At 55.3% G+C, this 24,280-nt stretch carries 23 protein-coding genes; 11 read left to right on the forward strand and 12 right to left on the reverse strand.

Translation table 11 applies throughout. The features are described 5' to 3' along the window. Positions 1-22: 22 nt before the first annotated feature. The 4 genes from WA429_RS07090 to WA429_RS07105 all read right to left on the reverse strand — a co-directional run bounded on the left by WA429_RS07090 (position 23) and on the right by WA429_RS07105 (position 2,477). On the reverse strand, positions 23-670 hold the full coding sequence (locus tag WA429_RS07090) for a LysE family translocator (protein ID WP_287466580.1): 648 nt from the start codon (positions 668-670) through the stop codon (positions 23-25). 77 nt (positions 671-747) lie between these two features. Continuing rightward, the gene (locus WA429_RS07095) at positions 748-1,251 is read right to left on the reverse strand and encodes a cupin domain-containing protein (protein ID WP_068517240.1); all 504 of its coding nucleotides are present in this window, start codon (positions 1,249-1,251) and stop codon (positions 748-750) included. 112 nt (positions 1,252-1,363) lie between these two features. Beyond that, positions 1,364-1,891 carry a copper chaperone PCu(A)C gene (locus WA429_RS07100; protein WP_287466579.1) on the reverse strand — a complete coding sequence of 176 codons (528 nt, stop codon included), beginning with the start codon at positions 1,889-1,891 and terminating at the stop codon, positions 1,364-1,366. Positions 1,892-1,958: 67 nt separating this feature from the next. Then, complete coding sequence (locus WA429_RS07105; protein ID WP_336107274.1) at positions 1,959-2,477, reverse strand: DUF2946 family protein; 519 nt, start codon at positions 2,475-2,477, stop codon at positions 1,959-1,961. Positions 2,478-2,536: 59 nt separating this feature from the next. Here WA429_RS07105 and WA429_RS07110 point away from each other — a divergent pair, with 59 nt between their 5' ends. Beyond that, positions 2,537-3,037 carry a DUF2867 domain-containing protein gene (locus WA429_RS07110; RefSeq protein ID WP_287466577.1) on the forward strand — a complete coding sequence of 167 codons (501 nt, stop codon included), beginning with the start codon at positions 2,537-2,539 and terminating at the stop codon, positions 3,035-3,037. Between the two features lie 75 nt (positions 3,038-3,112). On the opposite strand, the gene fumC is transcribed toward WA429_RS07110, so the two are convergent. Together fumC and WA429_RS07120 are read right to left on the reverse strand one after the other, a co-directional pair. Further along, positions 3,113-4,504, reverse strand: coding sequence for a class II fumarate hydratase (gene fumC, locus WA429_RS07115; RefSeq protein ID WP_287466576.1), 1,392 nt, complete (start codon positions 4,502-4,504; stop codon positions 3,113-3,115). Between the two features lie 160 nt (positions 4,505-4,664). Beyond that, positions 4,665-5,468, reverse strand: a complete 804-nt coding sequence (locus WA429_RS07120; RefSeq protein ID WP_287466575.1) for a DeoR/GlpR family DNA-binding transcription regulator — start codon at positions 5,466-5,468, stop codon at positions 4,665-4,667. A 228-nt stretch (positions 5,469-5,696) separates the two neighbouring features. Between WA429_RS07120 and phnD the strand changes: the two genes are divergently transcribed. The 5 genes from phnD to glpD all read left to right on the forward strand — a co-directional run bounded on the left by phnD (position 5,697) and on the right by glpD (position 10,691). Then, positions 5,697-6,665 (forward strand): phosphate/phosphite/phosphonate ABC transporter substrate-binding protein, encoded by a 969-nt coding sequence (gene phnD / locus WA429_RS07125; RefSeq protein WP_287466574.1) that lies wholly within the window; start codon positions 5,697-5,699, stop codon positions 6,663-6,665. 85 nt (positions 6,666-6,750) lie between these two features. Beyond that, the gene (phnC, locus tag WA429_RS07130) at positions 6,751-7,548 is read left to right on the forward strand and encodes a phosphonate ABC transporter ATP-binding protein (RefSeq protein WP_068517247.1); all 798 of its coding nucleotides are present in this window, start codon (positions 6,751-6,753) and stop codon (positions 7,546-7,548) included. Then, a complete protein-coding gene (phnE, locus tag WA429_RS07135; protein ID WP_068517248.1) occupies positions 7,545-8,351 on the forward strand; it encodes a phosphonate ABC transporter, permease protein PhnE in 807 nt (268 codons plus the stop codon). Before phnC ends, phnE (WA429_RS07135) begins: the two co-directional genes overlap by 4 nt. Beyond that, the gene (phnE, locus tag WA429_RS07140; protein WP_068517249.1) at positions 8,345-9,169 is read left to right on the forward strand and encodes a phosphonate ABC transporter, permease protein PhnE; all 825 of its coding nucleotides are present in this window, start codon (positions 8,345-8,347) and stop codon (positions 9,167-9,169) included. Before phnE (WA429_RS07135) ends, phnE (WA429_RS07140) begins: the two co-directional genes overlap by 7 nt. Position 9,170: 1 nt before the next feature. Further along, positions 9,171-10,691, forward strand: coding sequence for a glycerol-3-phosphate dehydrogenase (gene glpD, locus WA429_RS07145; RefSeq protein ID WP_287466573.1), 1,521 nt, complete (start codon positions 9,171-9,173; stop codon positions 10,689-10,691). A gap of 81 nt (positions 10,692-10,772) precedes the next feature. Here the strand turns inward: glpD and WA429_RS07150 are convergent, their stop codons facing one another. Both WA429_RS07150 and WA429_RS07155 read right to left on the reverse strand, forming a co-directional pair. Beyond that, on the reverse strand, positions 10,773-12,143 hold the full coding sequence (locus tag WA429_RS07150; RefSeq protein ID WP_101248141.1) for a glutamate--cysteine ligase: 1,371 nt from the start codon (positions 12,141-12,143) through the stop codon (positions 10,773-10,775). Positions 12,144-12,154: 11 nt separating this feature from the next. Beyond that, the gene (locus WA429_RS07155) at positions 12,155-12,955 is read right to left on the reverse strand and encodes a 16S rRNA (uracil(1498)-N(3))-methyltransferase (protein ID WP_068517252.1); all 801 of its coding nucleotides are present in this window, start codon (positions 12,953-12,955) and stop codon (positions 12,155-12,157) included. A 73-nt stretch (positions 12,956-13,028) separates the two neighbouring features. On the opposite strand from WA429_RS07155, the gene ubiA reads away from it, so the two are divergent. From ubiA to WA429_RS07170, 3 genes are all read left to right on the forward strand, one after another. Continuing rightward, positions 13,029-13,985: a 4-hydroxybenzoate octaprenyltransferase gene (gene ubiA / locus WA429_RS07160; protein ID WP_287466572.1), complete on the forward strand. Its 957-nt coding sequence runs from the start codon at positions 13,029-13,031 to the stop codon at positions 13,983-13,985. A 210-nt stretch (positions 13,986-14,195) separates the two neighbouring features. Next, positions 14,196-15,995, forward strand: a complete 1,800-nt coding sequence (locus WA429_RS07165; protein ID WP_287466571.1) for a cation:proton antiporter — start codon at positions 14,196-14,198, stop codon at positions 15,993-15,995. Positions 15,996-16,339: 344 nt separating this feature from the next. Beyond that, on the forward strand, positions 16,340-16,771 hold the full coding sequence (locus WA429_RS07170) for a class I SAM-dependent methyltransferase (protein WP_336107220.1): 432 nt from the start codon (positions 16,340-16,342) through the stop codon (positions 16,769-16,771). Between the two features lie 261 nt (positions 16,772-17,032). Here WA429_RS07170 and WA429_RS07175 read toward each other — a convergent pair whose 3' ends face one another. From WA429_RS07175 to WA429_RS07185, 3 genes are all read right to left on the reverse strand, one after another. After that, positions 17,033-18,730 (reverse strand): methyl-accepting chemotaxis protein, encoded by a 1,698-nt coding sequence (locus WA429_RS07175; RefSeq protein ID WP_068517255.1) that lies wholly within the window; start codon positions 18,728-18,730, stop codon positions 17,033-17,035. A gap of 319 nt (positions 18,731-19,049) precedes the next feature. Beyond that, the gene (locus WA429_RS07180; protein WP_287466570.1) at positions 19,050-19,799 is read right to left on the reverse strand and encodes a hypothetical protein; all 750 of its coding nucleotides are present in this window, start codon (positions 19,797-19,799) and stop codon (positions 19,050-19,052) included. Positions 19,800-19,816: 17 nt separating this feature from the next. Then, on the reverse strand, positions 19,817-20,173 hold the full coding sequence (locus WA429_RS07185) for a DUF4170 domain-containing protein (RefSeq protein WP_068517306.1): 357 nt from the start codon (positions 20,171-20,173) through the stop codon (positions 19,817-19,819). Between the two features lie 254 nt (positions 20,174-20,427). Here WA429_RS07185 and WA429_RS07190 point away from each other — a divergent pair, with 254 nt between their 5' ends. Continuing rightward, positions 20,428-21,954 carry a UbiD family decarboxylase gene (locus tag WA429_RS07190; RefSeq protein ID WP_101248187.1) on the forward strand — a complete coding sequence of 509 codons (1,527 nt, stop codon included), beginning with the start codon at positions 20,428-20,430 and terminating at the stop codon, positions 21,952-21,954. Positions 21,955-22,003: 49 nt separating this feature from the next. Here WA429_RS07190 and WA429_RS07195 read toward each other — a convergent pair whose 3' ends face one another. Then, entirely contained in the window at positions 22,004-22,555 is a 552-nt protein-coding gene (locus WA429_RS07195; RefSeq protein ID WP_287466569.1) for a hypothetical protein, read from the reverse strand. Between the two features lie 287 nt (positions 22,556-22,842). Between WA429_RS07195 and WA429_RS07200 the strand changes: the two genes are divergently transcribed. Next, the gene (locus WA429_RS07200; RefSeq protein WP_287466568.1) at positions 22,843-24,192 is read left to right on the forward strand and encodes a TldD/PmbA family protein; all 1,350 of its coding nucleotides are present in this window, start codon (positions 22,843-22,845) and stop codon (positions 24,190-24,192) included. Positions 24,193-24,280 lie beyond the last annotated feature (88 nt).

Genomic DNA, 24,280 nt, shown 5'->3' on the forward strand with positions numbered 1-24,280 from the left:
TTGCGGGCAGTCCGACCTTTGACTAGGCGGTTGAGCGCGTCCGGTCGGTAAAGGCCAGAAGGACACCGGCCCCCACAAGAAGCGTTCCCGACACCCGATTGAGCATCCGCATATGGGTTGCCGACCGGATCAGACCTTTGACCTGGCCGCCAATCAGGCCATAGGCCAGCAAAACAGTCGTTTCCATCGCAATAAAGGTCGTGCCCATCACGGCAAATTGCGGCCCGTAAGCCACAGCCGGATCGAGAAATTGCGGGAAGAAGGCCGTAAAGATCAGGATGGCCTTGGGATTGCCGATTGCCGTGATGAATTCGGTGCGCGCCAGATTGAGCGCCCCGGGATTGGTCATAAGCGCCATCTGGGCATCGGTTTCATCGGTATCATTGACTTTGGCAAGCCAGCTTTTGACACCAAGCCATACCAGATAAACCGCCCCGACCCATTTGATCACAAAGAATGCGGTTTCACTGGCCGCAAGAATGACACCAAGTCCGGTCGCTGTAATGGCGATCATCAGTGCGAAGGCGACAATACGCCCGATCCCCCCGATTGCAGCGGACGAAACACCAAAACGCGCACCATTAAACATCGCCAGAAGATTGTTTGGTCCCGGGGCCATCGCCAAGGCGATCGCAGCCCCGGCAAATAAAAGCCAGGTATCGAACTGCATGGGGCAAAATCCTGTAAGGCGGGATCGTATTGCGTAAATACATCCCGTTTGGGTGACCCTGTGATTTCGCCCGAAAATCAGTCGCGCGTCAATGCCGCAATCATGTCCGCCGCCGCAGGCCATTTGGCAGTCAGCGCGGCGCGTTTGCCCATGGAGAAATCGGCAAAATCAAATCCCGGCGCAACCGTGCATCCCAACAAGGCATATTTCCCGCCCGGTTTCAGACGCGCCCCCTGCCAGACATTCTTGGGCACGACCACTTGCGGTTTTTGCCCGGCCAAAAGGTCCTTGCCGATTTCAACCTGTTTGTGGGTGCCGTCATCAAACAGCTGAAGCTGTTCAACCGCATCGCCCAGATAATGGTGGAAAATCTCGTTGCTGGTCAGAATATGCATCCCCGAAAAGGTATCGGGTGTCAGCAAATAGTAAATCGCGGTACCGGTGCTGCGTACTCCGAGATAACGGTTCCCCGGATTGCATGTTTCAAAGGCGCGAAACGTTTCTGTGTAATATCCGCCTTCGGGATGGGGTTGCAGGCCGAGTTTGGTAATCAGATCGTCGATGGTGATGTTTTCTGACATGACGGGCTCCCTCTGACCGGCGCGATTGTTTTTCCTATCATGACGAAAAACGGGAGAAGGCGCAAACCTTCCCCCGCAAAATAGTAGTACTGATCCGAGGGTACGGACCCGATCAGTTGGCGTTGTGGTTCATGCCGCCATGGTCCTTTTGACCATGTTCCATCTGGTTGTGATCCATTTGGCCATGATCCAAGCCTGCCGGGCCCTTGGCCATGGCATCCATCACATGGATCATCACCGGAATGTCACCGGCCTTTTCAAATTCCAGCGTCACCTGAACCATCTCGCCCTGTTCAAGCGGCTTTTTCAGACCCATCATCATCACGTGATAGCTGCCCGGTTTGAAAAGAACTTCGCCATGCATCGGCACGTCAATGCCGCCTTCAACCTGGCGCATCTTCATGACATTGTTGGCCATGATATGGGTGTGCAGTTCGGTTTTATCGGCAAGGTCACTGCGTACACCAATGATACGGTCCGCACCACCATGGTTCACAACCGTCAAAAAGGCCGCACCATTGCGCACCTGCCCAAGAGATGCCTTTGCCCAGGCATCCTTGATTTCGATATCAGCCGCAAAGGCGTTGGTCACAACAAACAGCGACGCCAAGGTCGCCAGAACAGCAAACAGCTTTTTCATGAAAATTCATCCGTCTTTTGCCCGCCACATGCGGGTCCGATTTCATCAATTGAGTGGGAATTGAAAATCAGATAACGGCTGGCGGGGCGCGCGAATGACGGATGCGTGGCCATTCATGCCCGGTGGCCACGCCATTTGCCGCGGCAAAGCGGGCATCATGAACAACGGCAACCGGGGCAATATCGGGCAGCTCGACCGCCACCACCGCCCCGTGATGGGTCGCACATAGCGAACAAAACGCATGTCCGGCGGGTGACGGTATCCCGTCGGGGGCCGACGCGTGTCCGACATCCCCGTCGGCCACAGTCACCGACTTGATGCCGTTTGGCGTACAGATCAGAAGAACATCACCACCCGGAAACACATCAGCCGCGCTGGCCCGGGCAATTCCGGTTGCCTGTCCGCCAAGCAAGGCCGGGATCAAACCGGACTGGGTAACCCCGGCAAGCAGGATCACAAACGCCATCAGCCACGTTTGCAAAACGCGGGTAATTGATGGTCCCCGATCATGACGGGTATGGCGCCGGATTGAGATCATCTGGTTGATATGCCCGAATTCATCATCACCTGCAATGACATTGATCATTGCCAAGATCACATCTTGCGATGATGATGCGATCCTGTCGCCCCACCGGGAGTCCCGCGATGCACCACCCCGCCAGCACCAATGCAAGTGCCCGCCCCGTCAAACTGCCCCACCGCGCCCTTAAAGATGCAGACTGGGGGGATTCATTTGTTATTACGGTCGACAAGCCCGGGCTTGGCGCCCGTGAAGCCGCCCGTCACATCATCAATTCCGCGCCGCGCTGGTATTATCATCTGCTGGCACTGCGAAATGCCATTGTCAGGCCGCTTGGACTGAAGACCGATCTTGATACCGCGGCCATGACCAAGGTCGATACGATCGGCGTGTTTCCGGTGATCTCGGAAACAGATGACTGCGTTATCCTTGGTCTGGATGACCATCATCTGAATTTCCGCATTGTGTTCGAGACCGAAGCACTGGAACGCAGTCGCACCCTTGTCCGCAGCATCACACTTGTCCGGCGCAACAATACCCTTGGGCGGATCTATCTTGCGGCGGTCCTGCCGTTTCACAACCTGATTGTGCCGGCGATGCTGAATGCTGCCTATGGCAGCAGATAACTTGTTCGGGCACGCAAAAAGGCCGGACAAACAGTGCCCGGCCTTGGAAAATCGGAATGGATCGGATCAGTGTGATCAGATCATGTCGCGGGCCTGAACCAGTTCATCGAACTTTTCCCCGTCAAGGAAACCAAGCGCCATGCAGGCTTCCTTAAGACTGCTGCGATCCTTGTGGGCCTTTTTGGCAACGGCGGCCGCATTATCATATCCGATATGCGGGGCCAGCGCGGTTACCAGCATCAGGCTTTGTTCGACATAGTGGTCGATCTTTTCCTGATCGGCTTCAAGCCCGACCACACAGTTATCAGCAAAACTGACCGACGCATCGGCAATCAGGCGCACCGATTGCAGCAGGTTATAAATGATCACAGGCTTGAACACATTCAGATCAAGATGCCCGTTCGAACCGCCAACTGTCACGGCGACGTGGTTGCCCATCACCTGTGCGCAGACCATGGTCAATGCTTCGGCCTGGGTCGGGTTCACCTTGCCCGGCATGATGGATGATCCGGGCTCGTTGGCCGGCAGGATCAATTCGCCAAGACCACAGCGCGGCCCCGATCCCAACAAACGAATATCGTTGCCGATCTTCATAAGGGATGCGGCCAGCACATTCATGACACCCGACATTTCAACACAGGCATCATGTGCGGCCAGGGCTTCGAACTTGTTTTCAGCGGTTGAAAAATCAAGTCCGGTAATCTCGGAAACCTGTTTGGCAAATTCAACGTCAAAGCCCTTGGGCGCGTTCAACCCGGTGCCAAGAGCAGTCCCGCCCTGGGCCAGTTTGCGCAACCGTTTCAGCGCATCTTCAACCCGTTCCAGCCCCAGTTCGATTTGCGCCGCATAACCGGAAATTTCTTGTCCCAATGTCAGCGGGACGGCGTCCTGCATATGGGTTCGGCCGATTTTGACAATATCGGCAAAGGCCGCGACCTTGTCATCAAGTGCCTGTTTCAGATGTTTCAGGGCCGGTTTCAGCGCCCGTTCAATTTCCACCACCGCGGCGATATGCATCGCAGCCGGGAAACTGTCATTGGAGGATTGCCCGCGATTGACGTGATCATTGGGATGAACCGGATCGCGCATGCCCATCGGTTTGCCAAGGATTTCGCACGCACGGTTGGCGATCACCTCGTTGGTGTTCATGTTGGTCTGGGTACCCGACCCGGTCTGCCAGACAACCAGCGGAAAATGATCGAGCAATTTGCCATCCGCAACTTCGAGTGCCGCGGCCTCGATCGCCTTTGCCAGTTCCGGGTCAAGATTGCCAAGGGCGGCATTGGCACGTGCTGCTGCCAGCTTCTGAATGCCGAATGCCTTGATCAGGGCATCGGGCATCCGTTCGCCACCAATGCGGAAATTCTGTTTTGAACGCTGGGTTTGCGCCCCCCAATACCGGTCTGCGGGCACCCCGATTTCGCCCATGGTGTCCTGTTCAGTACGGGTGGTCACTGTTGTAGTCACGATAGATATCCTCCGTGTCAGACGTCAAACTGACCGGGGCGGGAAACCCGGTGCAACAATCCCGTGCGCTTCAACGCGGGACGTCGCCCAGAAATATGGTTCGGAACATGCCCAAAGGCAAATGCAAATAAGATTTGTTTGCATTTATTGCCCAATCGGCCTAGCCCGCCTTTTCCATCTGTTCCTGCCAGGCCAGCAATCTGATGCCGGCCCGTTCAAGCTGGGATGCGACTTCAGGGGCCGGGGCACGGTCGGTTATGATCCCGGTCAGATCTTCGAGTGGTGCGACATTTTCAAGATAGCGCTGATCGAACTTGGTGTGATCCACCATCAGCCAGGTTTCGTCTGACCGTTCCATCATGGCGCGTTTGACCGCGACAGCACGACGGTTGACGTCGCTAAATCCCTGGCGCGATACGCCGGATGCCCCGATAAAGGCGATATTGGCATGAAAACGGCGCAGATATTCGACCGTATCCGTTCCGTAAACCGCATTTTCACGCCGGTCATACTGACCCGGGCACATCAGGACGTCATCATAATCGCAAAGATCGGCCATGCCCTGCACGACCGCATAACAATTGGTCAAAAAGGTCCGTGGCAAGGGGCTGCGCCGTGCTGCAAGAAACGGGGCGATCTGTGCCACGGTTGATCCGGCATCGATCATCGCAACATCGCCTGAACGCACCATATCGGCGGCCAGCATGCCAATCCGTTCAAACCCGGCAACGGCCGATAACTGGCGTTCGGCCAGATCGGGTTGATGGCCCATCGGCCGGGCCGATGCCCCGCCAAACTCGCGCTTGATCAGGCCTTCATTGCTGAGCGCATCAAGATCGCGGCGAATTGTTTCGGTCGCCACGTCGAATCGCTCGGCCAATGTGGCAACTCTCACATGCGGGTGAACCTGAAGTTCATGGAGAATGCGTTGTTGGCGTTCTTTTTTTCCCAAACGCAAAGCCATATCCCCTTTGAATATTGGCGGCTTTCATGATGATACAGACATTCTAGCAACCTCTGCTGAAATCTTTTGTTACAGTTTTATGTTGATTTCTCAACTTTTCCGAACCCATAATGTTGTTAAAAGCAACAATAAAACCAACAAAACCACATCACAAATGGCTGAAATCCAGCGTTCACAGGGAAGAAAGGTTCGGTAGCCGTGTTTTCACATCCGAAAAAAACTGACGTTTTGAAACTCACCACACTGCTTGCTGCGGTTGGTATGTTTGGCTTCACCGCCAGCCCGGCAGCTGCGGCTGACGACTGCATCGCGCGTGGCGATCTTGATCCGATTTATTGCGACATGGATGGCGATCTGGTTGCCGATGCACCGCCCGCCGATCAGCTTGTTGATCCCGACACCCTTGTCTTTGCATATACCCCGGTCGAAGACCCGGCCGTTTATGCCGACATCTGGGAGCCGTTCCTTGAGCATCTTGAAAAAGTCACCGGCAAGGATGTTCACTTCTTTGCGGTTCAGTCGAACTCGGCCGAAGTCGAAGCCATGCGTTCCGGCCGTCTGCATGTTGCCGGCTTCTCGACCGGTCCGACCCCGTTTGCCGTCAACCTTGCCGGTGCGGTTCCGTTCGCCCTGATGGGTGGCGATGACGGTCGTTTCGGTTACACGCTTCAGCTTTACACCCGCGTTGACAGCGGCATCAACACCCCGGCCGACCTGAAAGGCAAGCGTGTTGCCCACACTTCGCCGACCTCGAACTCGGGCAACCTGGCACCGCGCGCCCTTCTTCCGGGTCAGGGCATTGTTCCGGAACAGGATTACGAAGTCGTCTATTCCGGCTCCCACGATCAGTCGATCCTTGGTGTTGTTGCCGGTGACTATGACGCAGCCCCGGTTGCCTCCGAAGTTGTCGAACGTATGGCCCAGCGCGACCTTTATGATCCCAAAGAAGTCAAGATCATCTACGAAAGCAAGCCGTTCCCGACCACTTCGTTCAACTATGCCTATAACCTGAAGCCGGAACTGATCGAAAAGATCAAGGAAGCCTTCTTTACCTTCGACATGAAGGGCACCGCCCTTGGTGAAGAATTCAAGGGTGTGTCGAAGTTCCTGCCGGTCACCTATCAGGAAGACTGGGCCGTCATTCGTGAAATCCAGGCTGCCAACGGTGTCAAATACACCCCGGACAACCTGAAGTAATTCACCTCAATCAATTGACGAAAACATCACAGGGCCCGGCTTGCCGTGGCCCTGTGTCGTCTCCCATTCAAACCGGGGTAACGCAATGCTGCGTATCAAAGAACTTGTAAAACGCTATGGCGACGAAAAGGCAGTGTTGAAGAACCTGAACCTTGAAGTACCTGGCGAAAGCGTGGTTTCGATCATTGGCGCATCCGGGGCGGGTAAAAGTACCCTTCTGCGCTGTATCAACCGCCTTGTTGAGCCGTCATCTGGCTCCATCGAACTCAATGGCACCGAACTGACCAAGCTTGAAGGCAAGGCGCTGCGTCTGGCGCGCCGCCGTATCGGCATGGTGTTCCAGGGCTTTAACCTTATTGACCGCCTGACGGTCATGGAAAATGTTCAATCCGGGCGCCTTGGCTATCTTCCGGCCTGGCGTGCCGTGACCCGCAAATATCCGCAAGAAGACATCGACCGTGCATTTCATCTGATGGAACGTGTCGGGATCGCCCATTATGCCGACAAACGCGCCGACGAACTTTCCGGCGGCGAACGTCAGCGTGTTGGCGTTGTCCGCGCCCTGATGCAGGAACCAGAAATCCTGCTGGCCGACGAACCGACTGCGTCGCTTGATCCGAAAACGTCGCGCCAGATCATGGAACTGCTGCGCGCCCTGGCGTCAGAGCTGCATCTGCCGGTTCTGATCAACATCCATAACGTCAACGAAGCCAAGGAATATACCCAGCGCATCGTCGGCATGCGGTTTGGCCGCATCATTTTCGACGGCGAACCGACCGATCTGAACAATGACGCGATGGATGAAATCTATGCCGGTGTTCCGGCCGAAGAACGTGGTGGTGCGGAAAGCAACACCCACCTGCGCGAGGTAGCAGCACGATGAGCAGCACCGTTCAATCAACGGGCCGCACATGGAAGAAGCCACCCTTTATTGCCAACCCTGTGTTGCGCTGGGGTCTTCTGATCGCGACTGTGGCCTATGTCTGGTGGGCTATGACCAGCCTGCCCTTTGACTGGGACCGTATCCAGGATGGTGTTCCGCGCGCCATTCGCATTTTCAAGGGTGCCTTCCCGCCAAGCTTCATCCGTGGCGAGCTGCTGTTTGACGGCTTTATGGAAAGCATCAAGATCGCCATTGTTTCGACCCTTCTGGGTCTGGCATTAAGCGTTCCGATTGCCTTTGCATCGGCATCGAACATCGCACCGAAATGGCTTTATACCATCGGCCGTGGCGTGATCATTGTTGCCCGTTCCTTCCACCCGGTCATTGTCGCCATCCTGTTTGTCAAAGCAGTCGGTTTCGGCCCGCTTGCCGGTATCCTGACCCTGACGGTCTATTCCATCGGTTTCGTTGCCAAAATGCTGGCCGAACGGATCGAGGAAATCGACTGGGGACAGGTCGAAGCCATCCGTGCTGCGGGCGGGGCGACCTTTGTCACCCTGCTTTATGCCGTCATTCCGCAAATCATGCCCCGTCAGATCGGTCTTTCGATCTATCAGCTTGATAGCAACCTGCGTGCGTCGGCGATTGTCGGCATTGTCGGTGCGGGCGGCATCGGATCGACGCTTTTGAATGCGTTTGGCCGATATGACTATGACTTTGCGCTGGCCATCACCCTTTGCATCATCGGTGTGATCCTTGTCAGCGAGGCCATCAGCGGCCGGATCAGGAGGAACCTATGGTAGCCACCACTCAACCTACCGGACCGGACGCAATCGCCCATCGCGAATGGTCACGTTACACAACCAAGGAACGCTGGCGCCGCTATGGTGTAATGGCACTGGTTGCACTGGCTGTTGTCTGGTCACTTTCGACCATCAACATCATCTGGCCGTGGCTTTGGGATGCGCCCGAACAGATGGGCGATCTGTTTGCACGTATGTTCCCGCCATCGCTGGACGGCTGGAAAGACATTGCCTGGACGCTGCTTGAAACCGTCAATATCGCAACGATTGCGACATTCTTTGCAGTGTTCCTGTCCTTGCCGATTGCCCTGATCGCCGCCCAGAACACCACGCCGAACCGCTTCACACTGTGGCTTGGCCGGTTCATTCTGGTGTCGTCGCGTTCGGTTAACACCATCATCTGGGCATTGCTGTTTGTGGCGGTGTTCGGCCCCGGTGTGCTTGCCGGTATTCTGGCAATCATTTTCCGGTCTCTTGGTTTCCTTGGCAAATTGCTGGGCGAAGCGATCGAGGAAATCGACCGCGCACCGATCGAAGCCCTGGAATCTGTTGGCGCGTCGCGCTTCAAGATTTTGATCTATGGGATCATTCCGCAAGTCATGCCGACCTTCTTTGCCGTGTCTATTCTGCGCTGGGACATCAACCTGCGTGAAAGTACGGTTCTGGGTCTGGTCGGTGCGGGCGGCATCGGGATCATCCTTCAGGGGGCGATTGACACCTTTGCCTGGCAGACGGTTGCCACCATTCTTCTGGCGATCATCGGTCTGGTGATTATTGGCGAGGCCATTTCAGCTTACCTGCGTAAAAAGGTGATCTGACGTGGATAAAACATACGACCTTCTGGTCGTAGGCGGCGGCATCAATGGTGCAGGTATTGCACGTGATGCCGCCGGTCGCGGACTTTCTGTTCTTCTGGTCGAACAGCGCGACCTTGCCTCGGCCACCTCTTCTTCTTCGACCAAACTCATTCATGGCGGCCTGCGATATCTGGAACATTACGAGTTCCGTCTGGTGCGTGAAGCCCTTCAGGAACGCGAAGTTCTTCTGGCTGCTGCCCCGCATATCATCTGGCCTTTGACATTCGTTCTGCCCCATCACAAGGGTTTGCGTCCGCAATGGATGCTGCGGGCCGGTCTGTTTCTGTATGACCATCTGGCGAAACGCAAACGACTGCCGGGCTCAAAGGCCCTGTCCCTGCCCGGAACCCCGGAAGGCAGCCCGTTAAAGCCGCAATTCACCCGTGCCTTTTCCTATTCGGATTGCTGGGTTGATGATGCCCGTCTGGTGGTTCTCAATGCGCAGGATGCCATGGCGCGCGGTGCCGAAATCTGCACGCGCACCAGATGCACAAGCCTGTCGCGCCAGATTGACCACTGGATGGCCGAACTGACCCGGCCCGACGGATCGCAACGCACCGTCAAGGCGCGCGCGATTGTCAATGCGGCGGGACCATGGGTAACGCAGATGGTGGAAAATGCCGGTCTTGGCGACAAGGCCGCCGGTCTTCGACTGGTCAAGGGCAGCCATATCATCGTGCCGCGCATCCATGACCATGACCATTGCTATATCTTCCAGAATGACGATGGCCGCATTGCCTTTGCCATCCCCTATCAGCGCGATTACAGCCTGATCGGCACGACCGATGTGCCCTATGACGGGGACCCGGCACAGGTAAAGATCAGCGAGCAGGAAGTCGATTACCTGCTTGATCTGGTCAATGGCTATCTGGCAACGCCGCTGACCCGTGATGATGTTGTCTGGGACTATTCCGGTGTCCGGCCGCTTTATGACGACAAGAATGCCAATGCATCTGCCGTGACCCGCGATTATGTGTTTGATCTTGATACCGGCACTGGTGGTACCGCGCCAGCCATCCTGTCAATTTACGGCGGAAAGATCACGACATATCGCAGGCTTGCCGAACATGCGATGCAAAAACTGACCCCGGTCCTTGGCAACAAGGCCCCCGACTGGACCGCATCGGCAACCCTGCCCGGCGGGGATATGGCAGATGGCGACTATGACCGCTTCCTGGGTGATCTTCGCACAGAGTTTGGCTGGTTGCCCCAACCCCTGCTTGAACGCCTTGCGCGCTGTTATGGCACCGCAATCAGAACAGTTCTGGGTACTGCCACGTCAGTGGCGCAATTGGGTCAACAGGTTGCCCCAAACCTGTATGAAGCTGAACTGCACTACCTGATTGCCAATGAATGGGCCTGTGACGCAGACGACGTCCTGTGGCGCAGAACCAAACTTGGTCTCGGGATGCAGCCTGATCAGATCGATGCTGTCCATCATTGGTTTGCCACCCAAGCCCGACTTGGTCAGGCTGCACAGTAAGCCGTCGTATCGACAATCGACACATGAAAAAAGGGCAGTGATTTCACTGCCCTTTTTTGCCGATACGGGATCGCGATCCCCTTAATAGGCGTATTCCTTAAAGAGCGGATCGACCGACCCGTTCCATTCGGTTTCGTATTTATCAAGAAATTCCTCGGCCAGAGTCCGGCCGCTTTGGGCGACATCGTCAAGACTGTCAAGGAAGTGGCTTTCATCATCGCCGTAACCATCCATGCGGCCACGCGCCTGAAGCCCCTGTCTGGCAACCGCCAGAACATCCTTCGACAGGTCCTGCACCGTGCCATTCTTGAACCTGGTGGCAAGGGCCGTGCGCGGTACATCATTGCGAAGGGCTTCGCGTTCCTCAACCGACAGGTCCTTGACCAGTTCCCAGGCCGCATCAAGGGCCGCATCATCATAAAGAAGCCCGACCCAAAGGGCCGGCAAGGCACAAATGCGTTTCCACGGACCACCATCGGCGCCGCGCATTTCCAGAAACTTCTTAAGGCGCACTTCCGGGAAAGCGGTGGTCATGTGATCGGACCAGTCATTCATGGTCGGACGTTCGCCCGGAACAACATCAAGTTTGCCATTCATGAAGTCACGGAACGACTTGCCCGCCGCATTGATGTATTTGCCGTCGCGATAGACAAAATACATCGGCACATCAAGCATATAGTCGACATAACGTTCAAAGCCGAAACCGTCTTCGAACACGAATGGCAACATGCCGCAGCGATCCGGATCGGTATCGGTCCAGACATTGGATCGCGACGACAGGAAACCGCTTGGTTTGCCATCGACGAACGGGGATGCCGCAAACAGCGCGGTCGCAACCGGCTGAAGTGCCAATGACGTTCTGAACTTCTTGACCATGTCGGCTTCCGAACTGAAATCCAGATTGACCTGAATGGTCGAGGTCCGAAGCATCATATCAAGGCCAAGCTTGCCGACCTTTGGCATATAGTCGCGCATGATCCCGTAACGCCCTTTGGGCATCCAGGGGGTATCTTCGCGCGACCATTTCGGCTGATGACCGACACCAAGCATGTCGATGCCAAGATCACCGCAAATTTCACGCAATTCATGAAGGTGGGTATGCACTTCACCACAGGTCTGGTGAATATTCTTAAGCGGGGCACCCGACAATTCGATCTGACCGCCCGGTTCAAGCGACACAGAACATTTGTCCTTGGTCAGGGCGATGACATTGCCGTTCTCGATGATCGGTTCCCAGTCATAGCGTTCGGCAAGGGCATTAAGCAGGGTTTTGACACCGCGTTCCCCCTCATAGGGGATCGGGCGAAGATCATCGCGGGTGAAGGCGAATTTTTCGTGTTCGGTGCCGATGGCCCAGTCACTTTTCGGTTTACAACCGGACTCAAACCATTCGACAAGCTGGCGCCGGCTTTCAATAACCGGGCTGTCGCCAGTGGAGGCGCTGACAGTCATAAGGGCTTCCCCTAATCTCTCGTAACTGGCCGGTGCGACCAATCGCCGATGCGATCCTGAAATACCGCCAATGCAGCAATTGCCGCTGTTTCGGCACGCAGGATACGCGGGCCGAGACTGACAGGCGTTGCAAAAGGCTGTTTGCGGATACGTTCAAGTTCGTCGGCGCTAAAGCCGCCTTCAGGTCCAATCACGAGTGCATGGTTAACAACATTGGTATTGTCGATAACCGAGCCAGCGCCCTTTGCCAATAGCTGACTTAACACTTCACCAATTGGTGACCCGGTTCCTGTTTCGTCACAGAACAGAACATGGTGATTTTCAGCACCGTTTGCGACCCAGTCAAGCAACCGCACCGGGGCGGCAATTTCGGGCACAGTCAGGCGTTCGCATTGTTCGGCGGCCTCGATCACCTGTGCCTGCAACCGGTCAAGGCGCACCTTGTCGGTGATGCCATGCTGGGTGATGATGGGTTGAAGTTTTCCGACACCCAGTTCAACCGATTTTTCAATCAGGAAATCAAGCCGCTGCTTTTTGATCGGTGCAAAGACAAGAGTCGGTCCGGTTTCGGTCCCCTGTTCACGCAATCGGGTCTCTGCGGTGATGCGCCCCTTCTTTTTGCGAAGTTCGCTGATCGTGCCTAGCCACTCGCCGTCCAGACCATTAAAAATCTTAACAGGCGTTCCGGGCTTGAGACGCATCACATGTTCAAGGTAATGAGACTGTTCAGGAGCAAGTTCGATCTCGCAACCGGCCGTGATAGGATCGTGAACGAAAAGGCGTTGACGGGCGCGGGTGGCGTCTGCGGTCATGGATGTCCCCAAAGATGCCCGGGCAATGGTCGCGCCGGGATTTTATAAGATTAAATCGTTAGATAGGCCAATTATGACACAGGTCAACCAACCAATACAGAATACCAAAAACGACATGCCGGCAGATGGTTGGATTGACCGCTATATGCCTGTACCCATACGGCCGTATCTCAAGCTGCTGCGTCTGGATCGTCCGATCGGCACCTGGCTTCTGTTGTTGCCGTGCTGGTGGTCAACCGCCATGGCAGGCGGCATCACACCGGGCGTCGATGCCAAACAGATCGTGATCATGATGGCCCTGTTCGGGCTTGGTGCGGTGATTATGCGTGGTGCGGGCTGTGTCATCAATGATCTGGCCGATCGCAATTTTGACGGCAAGGTCGAACGTACCATCACCCGTCCGCTTCCCAGCGGTCAGGTCAAGGTCTGGCAGGCTTTGCTGTTTCTTGGGTTCATGATGTTGCTGGGCCTGGCCATTCTGGTGCAATTCCGGATTGAGGCGATCATTGTCGGGCTGTGTTCGATCCCGATCATCATCGTTTATCCGTTCATGAAACGATACACCTACTGGCCGCAATCGGTTCTGGGACTTGCGTTTAACTGGGGTGCGCTGGTGGGCTGGGCGGCGGTTACCGGCACGGTCGAACCGGCTGCGATTGCCATGTATGCGGCGGGCTTTTTCTGGACGCTTGGCTATGACACCATCTATGCCCATCAGGACAAGGATGATGATGCCAAGATCGGGCTCAAATCCCTTGCCCTGCGTCTGGGGGATGACACCCCGAAATGGGCCAAGGGTTTCTATACCCTGACCACGCTGTTGCTGGGCATTTCCGGAATGCTGGCCGATCTGCACTGGTCCTATTTCATCTTGCTGGGTCTGGCTGGCATTCATCTTGGCTGGCAGGTTGCCACCGTCAAACTCGATGATGCGGCCAATTGCCTGCGGCGTTTCAAATCAAATCGCGACTATGGACTTCTGGTTCTTGTGGCCATCGTTCTTTCGCATCTGATTGCTGCTGCCTGCTAGCGTCACAGGTTTGTAAGGATTGCACACCGTCAAAAGATGCTATGAAAACTGTGGGCGTTTGCCTGCGGGATGATCGGGCGCGACCGGATCGAAAGTTTTTGTGCAATTTCAGCCAATTGAATTGAACGCGCCCTATAGGTTTTTGGAAACCAGACACCATCTGTCTGAAACCTTTTTCGATTAACTGATACCAACAACAGAGGCGCATAGATGGCCGCACCGATTGCCTTGATGATTGCAGGCTTGATCCTGGCTGGCGTTGGCGCACAGTGGTTTGCCTGGCGCGCAGGTGTGCCGGCCATTGTGTTGCTGTCTGCACTTGGGCTTATTCTTGGACCGGGGACCGGGCTTCTTGATCCGGTTGCCGATTTTGGTCCGCTATTGCAGCCCCTTGTTGCGGTTGCCGTTGCCGTGATCCTGTTTGAAGGCGGTCTGGCGCTTGATTTCCGTGAATTGCGCCACAGTGTCAGCGGCATATTGCGCCTGACGACGATTGCCCCGCTTCTGGCATGGTTGCTTGGTGCTTTTGCCGCCCATTATCTGGCCGGGCTGAGCTGGCCGGTTGCGGCCCTGTTTGGCGGCATCATGATTGTGACCGGGCCGACCGTAATTGCCCCGCTGTTGCGTCATGCCCGTCTGGCAAAACATCCCAGCACACTTCTGAAATGGGAAGGCATCGTCAATGACCCGATCGGGGCGCTGTTTGCCGTTTTGGTCTATGAAATCATTGTCGCCACCGAACATGGCAACGGACTAAGTGGTGTGATCGGCCATCTGGCCTTTAACATCCTTGTCGCCATTGCCATCGGCCTGATTGCCGGCATTTGCACAGCCCAGGTGTTTCGCCGTGGCTGGATACCGGAATTTCTCAAGGCGCCGCTGGTTCTGGGCGTGTTGCTGACCTGTTTTGCCGGGGCCAATATCGTTCAGGAAGAAACCGGTCTTTTGGCCGTGACTGTTCTTGGTCTTGTCATCGGCAACGCCCATCTGATGGCGATTGATGAAATCCGCCGGTTCAAGGAAACCCTGACGGTCATTCTTGTTTCAAGCGTCTTTATCATTCTGACCGCCACCCTGAAATGGTCGATGGTCGAAGAACTGACCCTGGGCCATGGCCTGTTTGTGGCGGCAATGTTGTTGATTGTGCGCCCGGTTTCGATCATTGGCGCGCTCAGTTTTTCCAAGATTGAATGGCGTGAACGGTTGCTGGTCGGCTGGATCGCACCGCGCGGGATTGTCGCGGTTGCCGTTTCCGGTCTTTTTGGCGCCGAGCTTGTCCATCTTGGGTATGCCGATGGGGCGCTTCTGATCCCGCTTGCCTTTGCCATGGTGTTTTCAACCGTGGTTCTGCACGGATTTTCGATCCGGCCGATGGCCCGTTATCTTGATCTTGCGGTCAATGGTCCGCCCGGCGTTCTGATTGTCGGTGCGCATCAATGGACAATTGATCTGGCCACCCGCCTTGATGAACTTGATATTCCGGTGGTGGTGACCGATTCACGCTGGCACGCCTTGCGCCCGGCACGAGAAGCGGGCCTGACGACATTTTACGGTGAAGTCCTGTCAGAGGTGTTTGAACATCACCTTGATACCAGCGCATTGGGCAAACTGATCGCGGCCACCGACAATGATGCCTATAACACGCTGGTTTGCACCGACTTCGCACCGGAATTCGGGCGACGCTCCGTCTTCCAGACCGGCATTCATCGCGGGTCGGATGATCGCAGTCGCCATAGCGCCAGCCAGACGCTTGGCGGATTGCCGCTATGTGCCAAACCGCTGACCACCGATGACATCCGCTATGATTATCGCAGCGGCGTTTCCGTCCGTCAGACACGGTTCACCGACAGCTTTGGCTGGGATGATTTTATTGCCCGGCATGACGAAGCGCCGACCGTTCTTGCCATGGTGCGCGGCAACCAGCTGTTTCTGGGAACCGAAATTCCCAAAGCCAAACCGCGTGATGTGATCCTGTATCTCGGGATGGCTGAAACCGAAACCGCATCATGAAGAACTGCTTGCCCAAGATCGGCAAAGCCGTTACTCCGGCGCAAATGTTCATAGTCAAAGCAGCCCAGCATGACCGATAACGTCTTTGCCGATGCCCTGGTGCCAAATGTCGATGATCCGCAATTTGCCGATCTGATCGAAACTTTCACCGTGCCCGCGCGCGTGCCGCTGGCGCCGGAAATCGAAATGTATCTGGCGACCCATATCCGCCACTTTGGCAGGCGACCGAGGATATTCTGGGCATCCTTGATATCCCGCCCCCCTATTGGGCCTTTGCCTGGCCCGGCGGGCAGGCAATCACGCGCTATATTCTGGACCATCCCGAACTGGTGCGCGGCAAGCGGGTGCTTGATTTTGCTTGTGGCGGCGGCATGCAGGCGATCGCCTGTGTGATGGCGGATGCGGCCGACATTACGGCAAATGACATCGATCCGGTCGCCATCACCGCCACGCGCCTCAATGCCAAACGCAATGGTGTCGAATTTGCCACCACGACGGACAATTTTGTCGGCACCAGCGCCCCGCAGAAACGCTGGGATGTGATTTTTGCCGGCGATGTCTGCTATCAGCAGGATATGGCAAATGCGGTTCTGCAATGGCTGATGGCCGAAGCCCGTCTTGGCACCCGGGTCATTCTGGCCGATCCGGGCCGAACCTATGCGCCGACCCACAATATTGACGAGCTCGAAACATATGATGTGCCCGTCGATGTCGCGGTCGAAGATGCCGACACCAAATTCACCCGCATCTGGCAACTGTTGCCCGATCGCGGCTAGGGCAATTTCTGTTTCGTTAGATTGAAGCGTTTTGGTCGTGTTTGGCGAGTTGTTTGGCAGGCACAACGCGCAAGGGCAATGCCGGGCACCGTTCAAGCGGTGTAACGCCGCAAAACATTCCCCAACCGAACCATGCAGACCCTGCGGCCCAGGGCATTCTGAACGGAAACGGCTCTGGGACCCATTGCATGTCGCCTGAAAAAAGCCCGACCGTCTTTGGGACCGTCGGGCTTTTGCGTGATCAGGGATGTTTGTTATGCGTCAGCTTGCGATGCTTTTCACACAATCATTCAGTTCGGAAATCCCGTTAAAGACAAACTGGATATTCTTTGAAATATCCTGGGTGACGCTGGTTTGTTCCTCGACGGCTGATGCGATGGAATCGACATAGCTGCTGACCGATTCCGCCGATGTCGAAATCCCGGCGGTCGACGCAACAACCCGCTTGGTAATATTCATCATCGCTTCGATCTGGGTTTCGATTTCATCGGTTGCCTTGGCTGTCTGGTTGGCAAGGTTTTTGACCTCGCCTGCGACCACGGCAAAGCCCTTGCCTGCTTCACCGGCGCGCGCGGCTTCGATCGTCGCGTTAAGCGCAAGCAGGTTCACCTGTTCAGCCAGATCACGGATGATCTGAACCACGCCCGCCATCGATTCCGACGTGGTTTCCAGATCGGCACGTACTTCGTTGGCTTCTTCGGTCTTGGACACGATATCGTTCATCGCGATTTGTGACCGGTGCATGCTTTCGCTGATTTCCTGAATGGCTGCCAGCATTTCCTCGGATGCGCTGGCCACGGCTTCGGCACTGGTGCTTGATCCTTCGGCCAAATCCTTGGCCTTGCGGCGGGCATAGATCTGCTTGGTGATGTCGGTCGCATATTTCACTACCTTGATCGGACGCCCGTTCATGTCCATCACCGGGTTATAGCTGGCCTGAATCCAGACTTCCTTGCCGCCTTTGCCAAAGCGCCGGAATTCGGCAACCTTGTGCTCCCCGCGCCGCAAGGCATCCCAGAATTCCTTGTATTCGGTGCTTTGGGCTTCGGCCGGATCCATGAAAATGCTGTGATGCTTGCCGATCACCTCGTCATAGCTATATCCCATCGCATTTAGGAAATTGGCATTGGCATTGCGGATGGTGCCATCCATTTCAAACGAAATGACGGCTTGTGATTTGTGGATTGCTTCGATCTGTCCGGCAAAGTTGGCCGCCTGAAGCTTTTGTTCGGTAATGTCGGTAGCGTATTTCACCACCTTGAACGGCCGCCCGGCCATGTCAAAGATCGGGTTATAGCTGGCCTGAATCCAGACTTCCTTGCCGCCTTTGCCAAACCGCTGATATTCAGCCATCAGATGCTTGCCCGCGGCAAGCTGTTTCCAGAAATCCTTGTATTCGTCGCTTTTGGCATAGGCCGGATCAACAAAGATCTGGTGATGCTTTCCTTTGATTTCCGACAGCTTGTAACCCATCGTCACAAGGAAATTCTCGTTGGCATTAAGGATATTGCCCTTAAGATCAAATTCGATCACGGCTTGCGACTTGCTGATGGCATCAATCTGCCCGGCATAGTCGGCGGCCTGCAATTTCTGCGCAGTGACATCACTTGCAACCTTGAACACCTTATAGGGTTTGCCATTGCTGCCTTTGACCGAATTATAGGTCGCCTGGATCCAGATTTCCTTGCCACCCTTGCCGAACCTCTGAAATTCGGCGGTGAAGGATTCCCCGCCCTTCAGGCGGTCCCAGAAATTCTTGTATTCCGCACTTCTGGCGAACTCCGGATCAACAAACATGCTGTGGTGATTGCCACGCACCTCTGACAGATCATATCCGACCAGATCCAGAAAATTCTTGTTTGCATCAAGGATTTTACCATCGAGCGTAAATTCGATCGTACCTTGTGACTGCTTTATAGCCTGAACGATATGACGGTCATCAGAACCAGAGCCAAACATTTAGTTCTCCCTTAATCACGAAGCGTGAAACACGCACGCGAACACATAACGCACGCAAACCGCGTCGTCGGCATTCTCCCAGATTGATTCACCCAAATTTCGGTACCCTTGCTGCACAATTGGTACCTTTGAAATTACAATTCAACCGTTCATTCCGAAATCAACCGGTTGAATACACCGTTCTTTGGACGGCTTACCGGATTTTACAGAAACATTTAATTTTCAATTACTTACCGAAAATCCTGACACAATTTCAAGTGTCAAAACACATTTCTGGAATATATATAGGGTCACACCAATGGCAATTACAGGGTCGGCGCTATTTTGTGTGATCCAGATCGCCAAACGACTTTCTGAAGGCCGGATCGTCAATAAGCCGGATCACCAGATCAGGTCGAAAAACCTGCCCTGCAAGGCGCGCGACATGTGCGACCATCTGCCACTGTTCCAGGGACGGGTATCTGCGTCCGGTTGCCTCAACCGCGTTCAGGGCAAAGATATGGCCAGATGCGAATTCAAACCCGGCAACCGACTGATAAAGACCGACATGGTCGGTCATAGTACCGCAATCAAGGTCAAGATCACGGCCATGCAATTGCTGATAACGGTAATGTGTCGGAACGCTTTCGGTTACATGCATATGTCCAAGCTGCGCCGCCGTAAGCCAGGTCACCGCAACCCGGACCCGTGTCCCCGGTGACGGGGCAAGGGTTGCCGGAAAGGCACCATACCCGGTGACATGTGCCGAATAGACAATATCATGATGGCCCATCCATCCCAGTGTCACCGGAACATCATCGGGCAGGTTTTGATGGGTGAATTTGCGCGTCAACTGAACCGGCGCACGGTTTGACCCGACGGCCAGGACCGGGACCCGCCCGGCGATGGCGTCGCCGACTTCCGATGCATCAAGCGGCGTTACCGATCCACCACGAAACAGGAAATCCCGGTCCGGGGCGGCATAGGGATACAAAAACGCGCGCAGGAGGTCCTGCGCGCGTGCATGATGTTCGATCTGTTCACGGAGTACGGGGTCACTGATTGCCCGCACATCGGATATCGAAAACATTGTCTGGTCGATCCGGCTTAGCCTTCAACGACACGGTAACGGAAGTTGCAGTCATCAACATGCTGCCAGGCCAGTTTCGACCATGCTTTTTCAGCGTCGCTGAATGTGGCGAACGGACCATGGCGTTCTTCGGAACCGCCAACCGGCTTTTCGAAGTCGGTGCTTTCATATTCACCGCCAACGACCCAGTATTCTTCAAGGCGTTCGATGCGATAGCGCGAATTCGCGTCATCGACCGACTGCCAGGCCATTTTCGACCATTCCTGTTCCGCGTCTTCGAAGCTGCCAAACGGACCGACTTTGGTTTCTTCGCCAATCGGCTTGTCGAAACCGGTATCCTGATAGGTGCCCCCGATAACCCAGTATTTGGCCATCTGTGCGTCCTTCATGCTTTTGGTGAGTTGCCATGTCGCGTGTTGTGGGCCACGCGACTCAATTCTAAGCCAATGTATAACCAAATGATGCGTCAACCAAAACCGCAAAATTATGCAACGCAGCATCCCGGTTTCATGTAGGAAGCGATCGGTCCGGTTACAAATGGCGTATTTGATAACAGCAAGGTTGTCCAAGCCCGCGTGCACGCGTATGAAGACAATCAGGTTTCAAAGCTTTGCAGATGACAGGTGCCATGCCCTATCAATCCCTTCGTGACTTCATGGATGCGCTGGAAAAGTCCGGCCGTCTTGTTCGTGTCACTGAACCGGTATCCCCCAATCTTGAAATGACGGAAATCCAGACCCGACTTCTGGCCGAAGGCGGCCCGGCGGTTCTGTTTGAAAACGTCGTTGGCGATGACGGCAAAAAATATGACATGCCGGTTCTGGTGAACCTGTTTGGCACGGTGGACCGGGTTGCCGCGGGCATGAACCGCAAACCCGAAGAACTGCGTGAAGTCGGCGAAACGCTGGCCTTCCTCAAACAGCCCGAACCACCGGCAAGCATCCGCGAAGCATTTTCGATGCTGCCACTGGCCAAGACCGTCATGGCGATGAAACCCAAAACGGTTTCCAAGGCCCCTTGTCAGGAAGTAGTTCTTCAGGGCGATGACATTGATCTGTCAAAAATCCCGGTTCAATCCTGCTGGCCCGGCGAACCCGCCCCGCTGATCACCTGGCCGCTGGTCGTGACCCAGGGCCCGACGGCCGGTGAAAAAGGCGGCGACAAGCGCGATGTGTTTAACCTTGGCATTTATCGCATGCAGGTGCTTGGCAAGAACAAGACCATCATGCGCTGGCTCAAACATCGTGGTGGCGCACAACATCATGCACGCTGGAAACAGGAAAAGCGTGATCCGCTTCCGGCCGCCATCGTGCTGGGCGCCGATCCCGGTACGATCCTTGCCGCGGTTACCCCGGTGCCCGATACCCTTTCGGAATACCAGTTCGCCGGGCTTCTGCGCGGTGAAAAGGTTGAACTGGTTGATTGCAAGACCGTGCCGCTCAAGGTGCCGGCAACGGCCGAGATCGTGCTCGAAGGTTATGTATCCCTGGACGAATACGCCCCCGAAGGCCCCTATGGCGATCACACCGGCTATTATAACTCGGTCGAGGATTTCCCGGTCTTTACCGTAACCGCGATCACCATGCGCAAAAACCCGATTTATCTGTCGACCTTCACCGGGCGTCCGCCAGACGAGCCGTCGGTTCTGGGCGAGGCACTCAACGACGTGTTCGTGCCACTCCTGCAACAGCAATTCCCCGAAATCGTCGATTTCTGGCTGCCGCCAGAAGGATGCAGTTACCGCATCGCGGTTGTATCGATGAAAAAGGCCTATGCCGGTCACGCCAAGCGCGTGATGATGGGTGTGTGGTCATTCCTGCGTCAGTTCATGTACACCAAATTCGTCATTGTTGTGGATGACGACATTGATGTGCGCGACTGGAAGGATGTTATGTGGGCGATCTCGACCCGGATGGACCCGGTGCGCGATATCACCACGGTTACCGACACCCCGATTGATTATCTTGATTTCGCATCCCCGGTTTCGGGCCTTGGCGGCAAGCTTGGCCTTGATGCCACCAACAAATTCCCGGGCGAAACCGACCGCGAATGGGGCGAAAAAATCTATATGGACGATGACATCATCGACCGGGTGGATCAGAAATGGGAACGCTATGGCCTTCCCGGATCAGGCAAGAAAATTTGGCGGGATTAGTTGACAAAGGCGGGCTTCTAACCCGCCTTTTCTTTTCAAGAACTCACGATCAATTTCGGAAAAAGAACCAGTGATCGCCATTCTCCGCCGGTTTTTCGGAATAGAAGAATTGCGGCGCATCACACATGAAGTCATCCACCCGGATCGCGAAATTGCACATATCCTTTGATCCGATGACTTCTTCCATGAATTCCTGGCTGTTTTCCTGCCAGCTCATGACCGGCGGGGCGGTTTCATCATGGATGCAAAGTGCATATTGTTCGGACTGCTCGAACGGCAGGTAGCGAATTTCGCTTTGTGCCTTGCCGCCATGGTTGGTGACAAACAGCATGGCAAATTTCGGACCGTCCGGACTGTCAAGATCGACCCAGCCCGCAACCCGGTCGACCACATCGTCACAGGTAAAATCCCCGGTCAGCATCTGATGCCGGTAATTACGCGCATATTGGCCACCCTGAATGCGCATTTCGCTATAAAGCTGCGCGCTTGAAACCGGGTCGGCATTGCCATTGGCATTCAGTTCCCAAACGCCATTTTCATCGGGACCGGACGGATTACCCGGCTCATCCGCCAAAGCCGCATGGTAAATTCCCAAAATCATTGCCAAGCTGATTGCGCCCGACCTTATGTTCCGCATTTGCATTCTATCCCGTGTGCTTTGTCTGGCGGTATCACCGCCAATTATTTGCTGTTTTCCGGACTATAGCAGAAACAGGGATGAAAACAGAACGTCCAGCCCCTTGCCCCACAGATACATTCACGCCACCTTTGGGAACACGACCAAGGGCACCTGCAATGCAGATGCATCAAACCGTTTCTGTTCTTTGCGAATACGTCCCTGCCGCCTATAACTAGCCGATAGATACATTCCGAAATAAGGGAGCTTCCATGCCCAAGACCGACATGACACTTGATCGTATCAATGATCTGCTGGCGCGCGCCAAGAAAGCCGGTGCTGATGACGCAGATGCCGTCTATGTCGAAGGAACATCTCTTTCGGTTGCCCAGCGACTGGGCAAGATGGAAAAGCTAGAACGATCCGAAGGCGCCGATCTTGGCCTGCGCGTTCTGATCGGCAAGAAACAGGCTGTCGTGTCATCATCTGACACCAGCGACGCCGCCTTGAACGAACTGATCGAACGGGCCGTTGCCATGGCCAAGAACGCCCCGGAAGACCCGTATTGCGGTATTGCCGATCCGTCCGAACTTGCCGCAAGTTTTGATGTCGACGCGCTTGAACTTTGTGAACCGGGCGAAGTCAGCCAGGACAAACTGATCGAATGGGCAAGTGCCTGCGAAGAAGCCGCCCGTTCCGTCGAAGGCATCACCAATTCCGAAGGATCAGAAGCCGGCTGGGGCCGCCATCAGATCACGCTGGCCGCGACCAATGGTTTTGCCAATTCCTATGCCGGTTCGGGCAGTCACATTTCGGTTTCGGTGCTGGCCGGGACCGGAACGGCAATGGAGCGCGACTATGATTATGACAGCGCGGTCTTTTCGACCGACCTGCGTGACCCGGTCGAAATCGGCAAAAAGGCCGCAGAAAAAACCCTGCGCCGTCTGAACCCGCGCAAAGTCAAAAGCACGCAGGTTCCCGTCATTTATGATCCGCGTGTTTCATCCTCAATCGTTGGCCATCTGTCCGGTGCGATCAACGGATCGGGCATCGCGCGCGGGACCAGCTTCCTGCTTGATGCCATGGGCAAGGAAATCTTTGCCCCGCATATCAACATTGTCGACGATCCCCACCGCAAACGCGGTCTGCGTTCCAAACCGTTTGACGCCGAAGGTGTCGCCAATGAAAAACGCTACCTGATTGAAAACGGCGTTTTGAAAACCTGGATCCTTGATTTGCGCTCGGCCCGCCAGTTGGGGCTGAAATCAACGGGCAACGCATCGCGCGGGGCCGGAAGCCTTCCGGGGCCGTCAACCACCAACCTTTACATGGAACCGGGCACCATTTCGCCCGAAGACATGATCAAGGATATCAAATCGGGTCTCTATATCACCGAAATGATCGGAAGCAGCGTCAATGGCGTTACCGGCGATTATTCGCGCGGTGCGTCGGGCTACTGGATTGAAAATGGTGAACTGGCTTATCCGGTATCGGAAATCACGGTGGCCGGGAACCTCAAGGACATGTTCAAATCCGTGGTCCCGGCCAATGATCTGACCTTCAAATACGGTACCAATGCACCGACCTTGCGCATTGATGGCATGACGCTGGCCGGTCAGTAATCCTGACCGACACCAACAGAAATTCCGATACAAAAACGCCCGGACTTGAATGTGCCGGGCGTTTTTTTTGGGGGGTCTTTTGTAATCG

It is taken from the genome of Thalassospira sp. CH_XMU1420-2, from assembly GCF_037029325.1.
GTDB classification, from domain to species: domain Bacteria; phylum Pseudomonadota; class Alphaproteobacteria; order Rhodospirillales; family Thalassospiraceae; genus Thalassospira; species Thalassospira povalilytica.

What these genes read in the sequence shown, in the direction of transcription:
- phnC (WP_068517247.1), top strand. Translation starts at nt 6,751, where the DNA reads ATGCTGCGTATCAAAGAACTTGTAAAACGCTATGGCGACGAAAAGGCA.
- WA429_RS07185 (WP_068517306.1), bottom strand. Translation starts at nt 20,173, where the DNA reads ATGGCCAAATACTGGGTTATCGGGGGCACCTATCAGGATACCGGTTTC.
- WA429_RS07150 (WP_101248141.1), bottom strand. Translation starts at nt 12,143, where the DNA reads ATGACTGTCAGCGCCTCCACTGGCGACAGCCCGGTTATTGAAAGCCGG.
- ubiA (WP_287466572.1), top strand. Translation starts at nt 13,029, where the DNA reads ATGACACAGGTCAACCAACCAATACAGAATACCAAAAACGACATGCCG.
- WA429_RS07165 (WP_287466571.1), top strand. Translation starts at nt 14,196, where the DNA reads ATGGCCGCACCGATTGCCTTGATGATTGCAGGCTTGATCCTGGCTGGC.
- phnE (WP_068517248.1), top strand. Translation starts at nt 7,545, where the DNA reads ATGAGCAGCACCGTTCAATCAACGGGCCGCACATGGAAGAAGCCACCC.
- WA429_RS07155 (WP_068517252.1), bottom strand. Translation starts at nt 12,955, where the DNA reads ATGACCGCAGACGCCACCCGCGCCCGTCAACGCCTTTTCGTTCACGAT.
- WA429_RS07120 (WP_287466575.1), bottom strand. Translation starts at nt 5,468, where the DNA reads ATGGCTTTGCGTTTGGGAAAAAAAGAACGCCAACAACGCATTCTCCAT.
- WA429_RS07175 (WP_068517255.1), bottom strand. Translation starts at nt 18,730, where the DNA reads ATGTTTGGCTCTGGTTCTGATGACCGTCATATCGTTCAGGCTATAAAG.
- WA429_RS07200 (WP_287466568.1), top strand. Translation starts at nt 22,843, where the DNA reads ATGCCCAAGACCGACATGACACTTGATCGTATCAATGATCTGCTGGCG.
- WA429_RS07195 (WP_287466569.1), bottom strand. Translation starts at nt 22,555, where the DNA reads ATGATTTTGGGAATTTACCATGCGGCTTTGGCGGATGAGCCGGGTAAT.
- WA429_RS07095 (WP_068517240.1), bottom strand. Translation starts at nt 1,251, where the DNA reads ATGTCAGAAAACATCACCATCGACGATCTGATTACCAAACTCGGCCTG.
- WA429_RS07110 (WP_287466577.1), top strand. Translation starts at nt 2,537, where the DNA reads ATGCACCACCCCGCCAGCACCAATGCAAGTGCCCGCCCCGTCAAACTG.
- WA429_RS07190 (WP_101248187.1), top strand. Translation starts at nt 20,428, where the DNA reads ATGCCCTATCAATCCCTTCGTGACTTCATGGATGCGCTGGAAAAGTCC.
- phnE (WP_068517249.1), top strand. Translation starts at nt 8,345, where the DNA reads ATGGTAGCCACCACTCAACCTACCGGACCGGACGCAATCGCCCATCGC.
- WA429_RS07100 (WP_287466579.1), bottom strand. Translation starts at nt 1,891, where the DNA reads ATGAAAAAGCTGTTTGCTGTTCTGGCGACCTTGGCGTCGCTGTTTGTT.
- WA429_RS07180 (WP_287466570.1), bottom strand. Translation starts at nt 19,799, where the DNA reads ATGTTTTCGATATCCGATGTGCGGGCAATCAGTGACCCCGTACTCCGT.
- WA429_RS07105 (WP_336107274.1), bottom strand. Translation starts at nt 2,477, where the DNA reads ATGATCAATGTCATTGCAGGTGATGATGAATTCGGGCATATCAACCAG.
- WA429_RS07090 (WP_287466580.1), bottom strand. Translation starts at nt 670, where the DNA reads ATGCAGTTCGATACCTGGCTTTTATTTGCCGGGGCTGCGATCGCCTTG.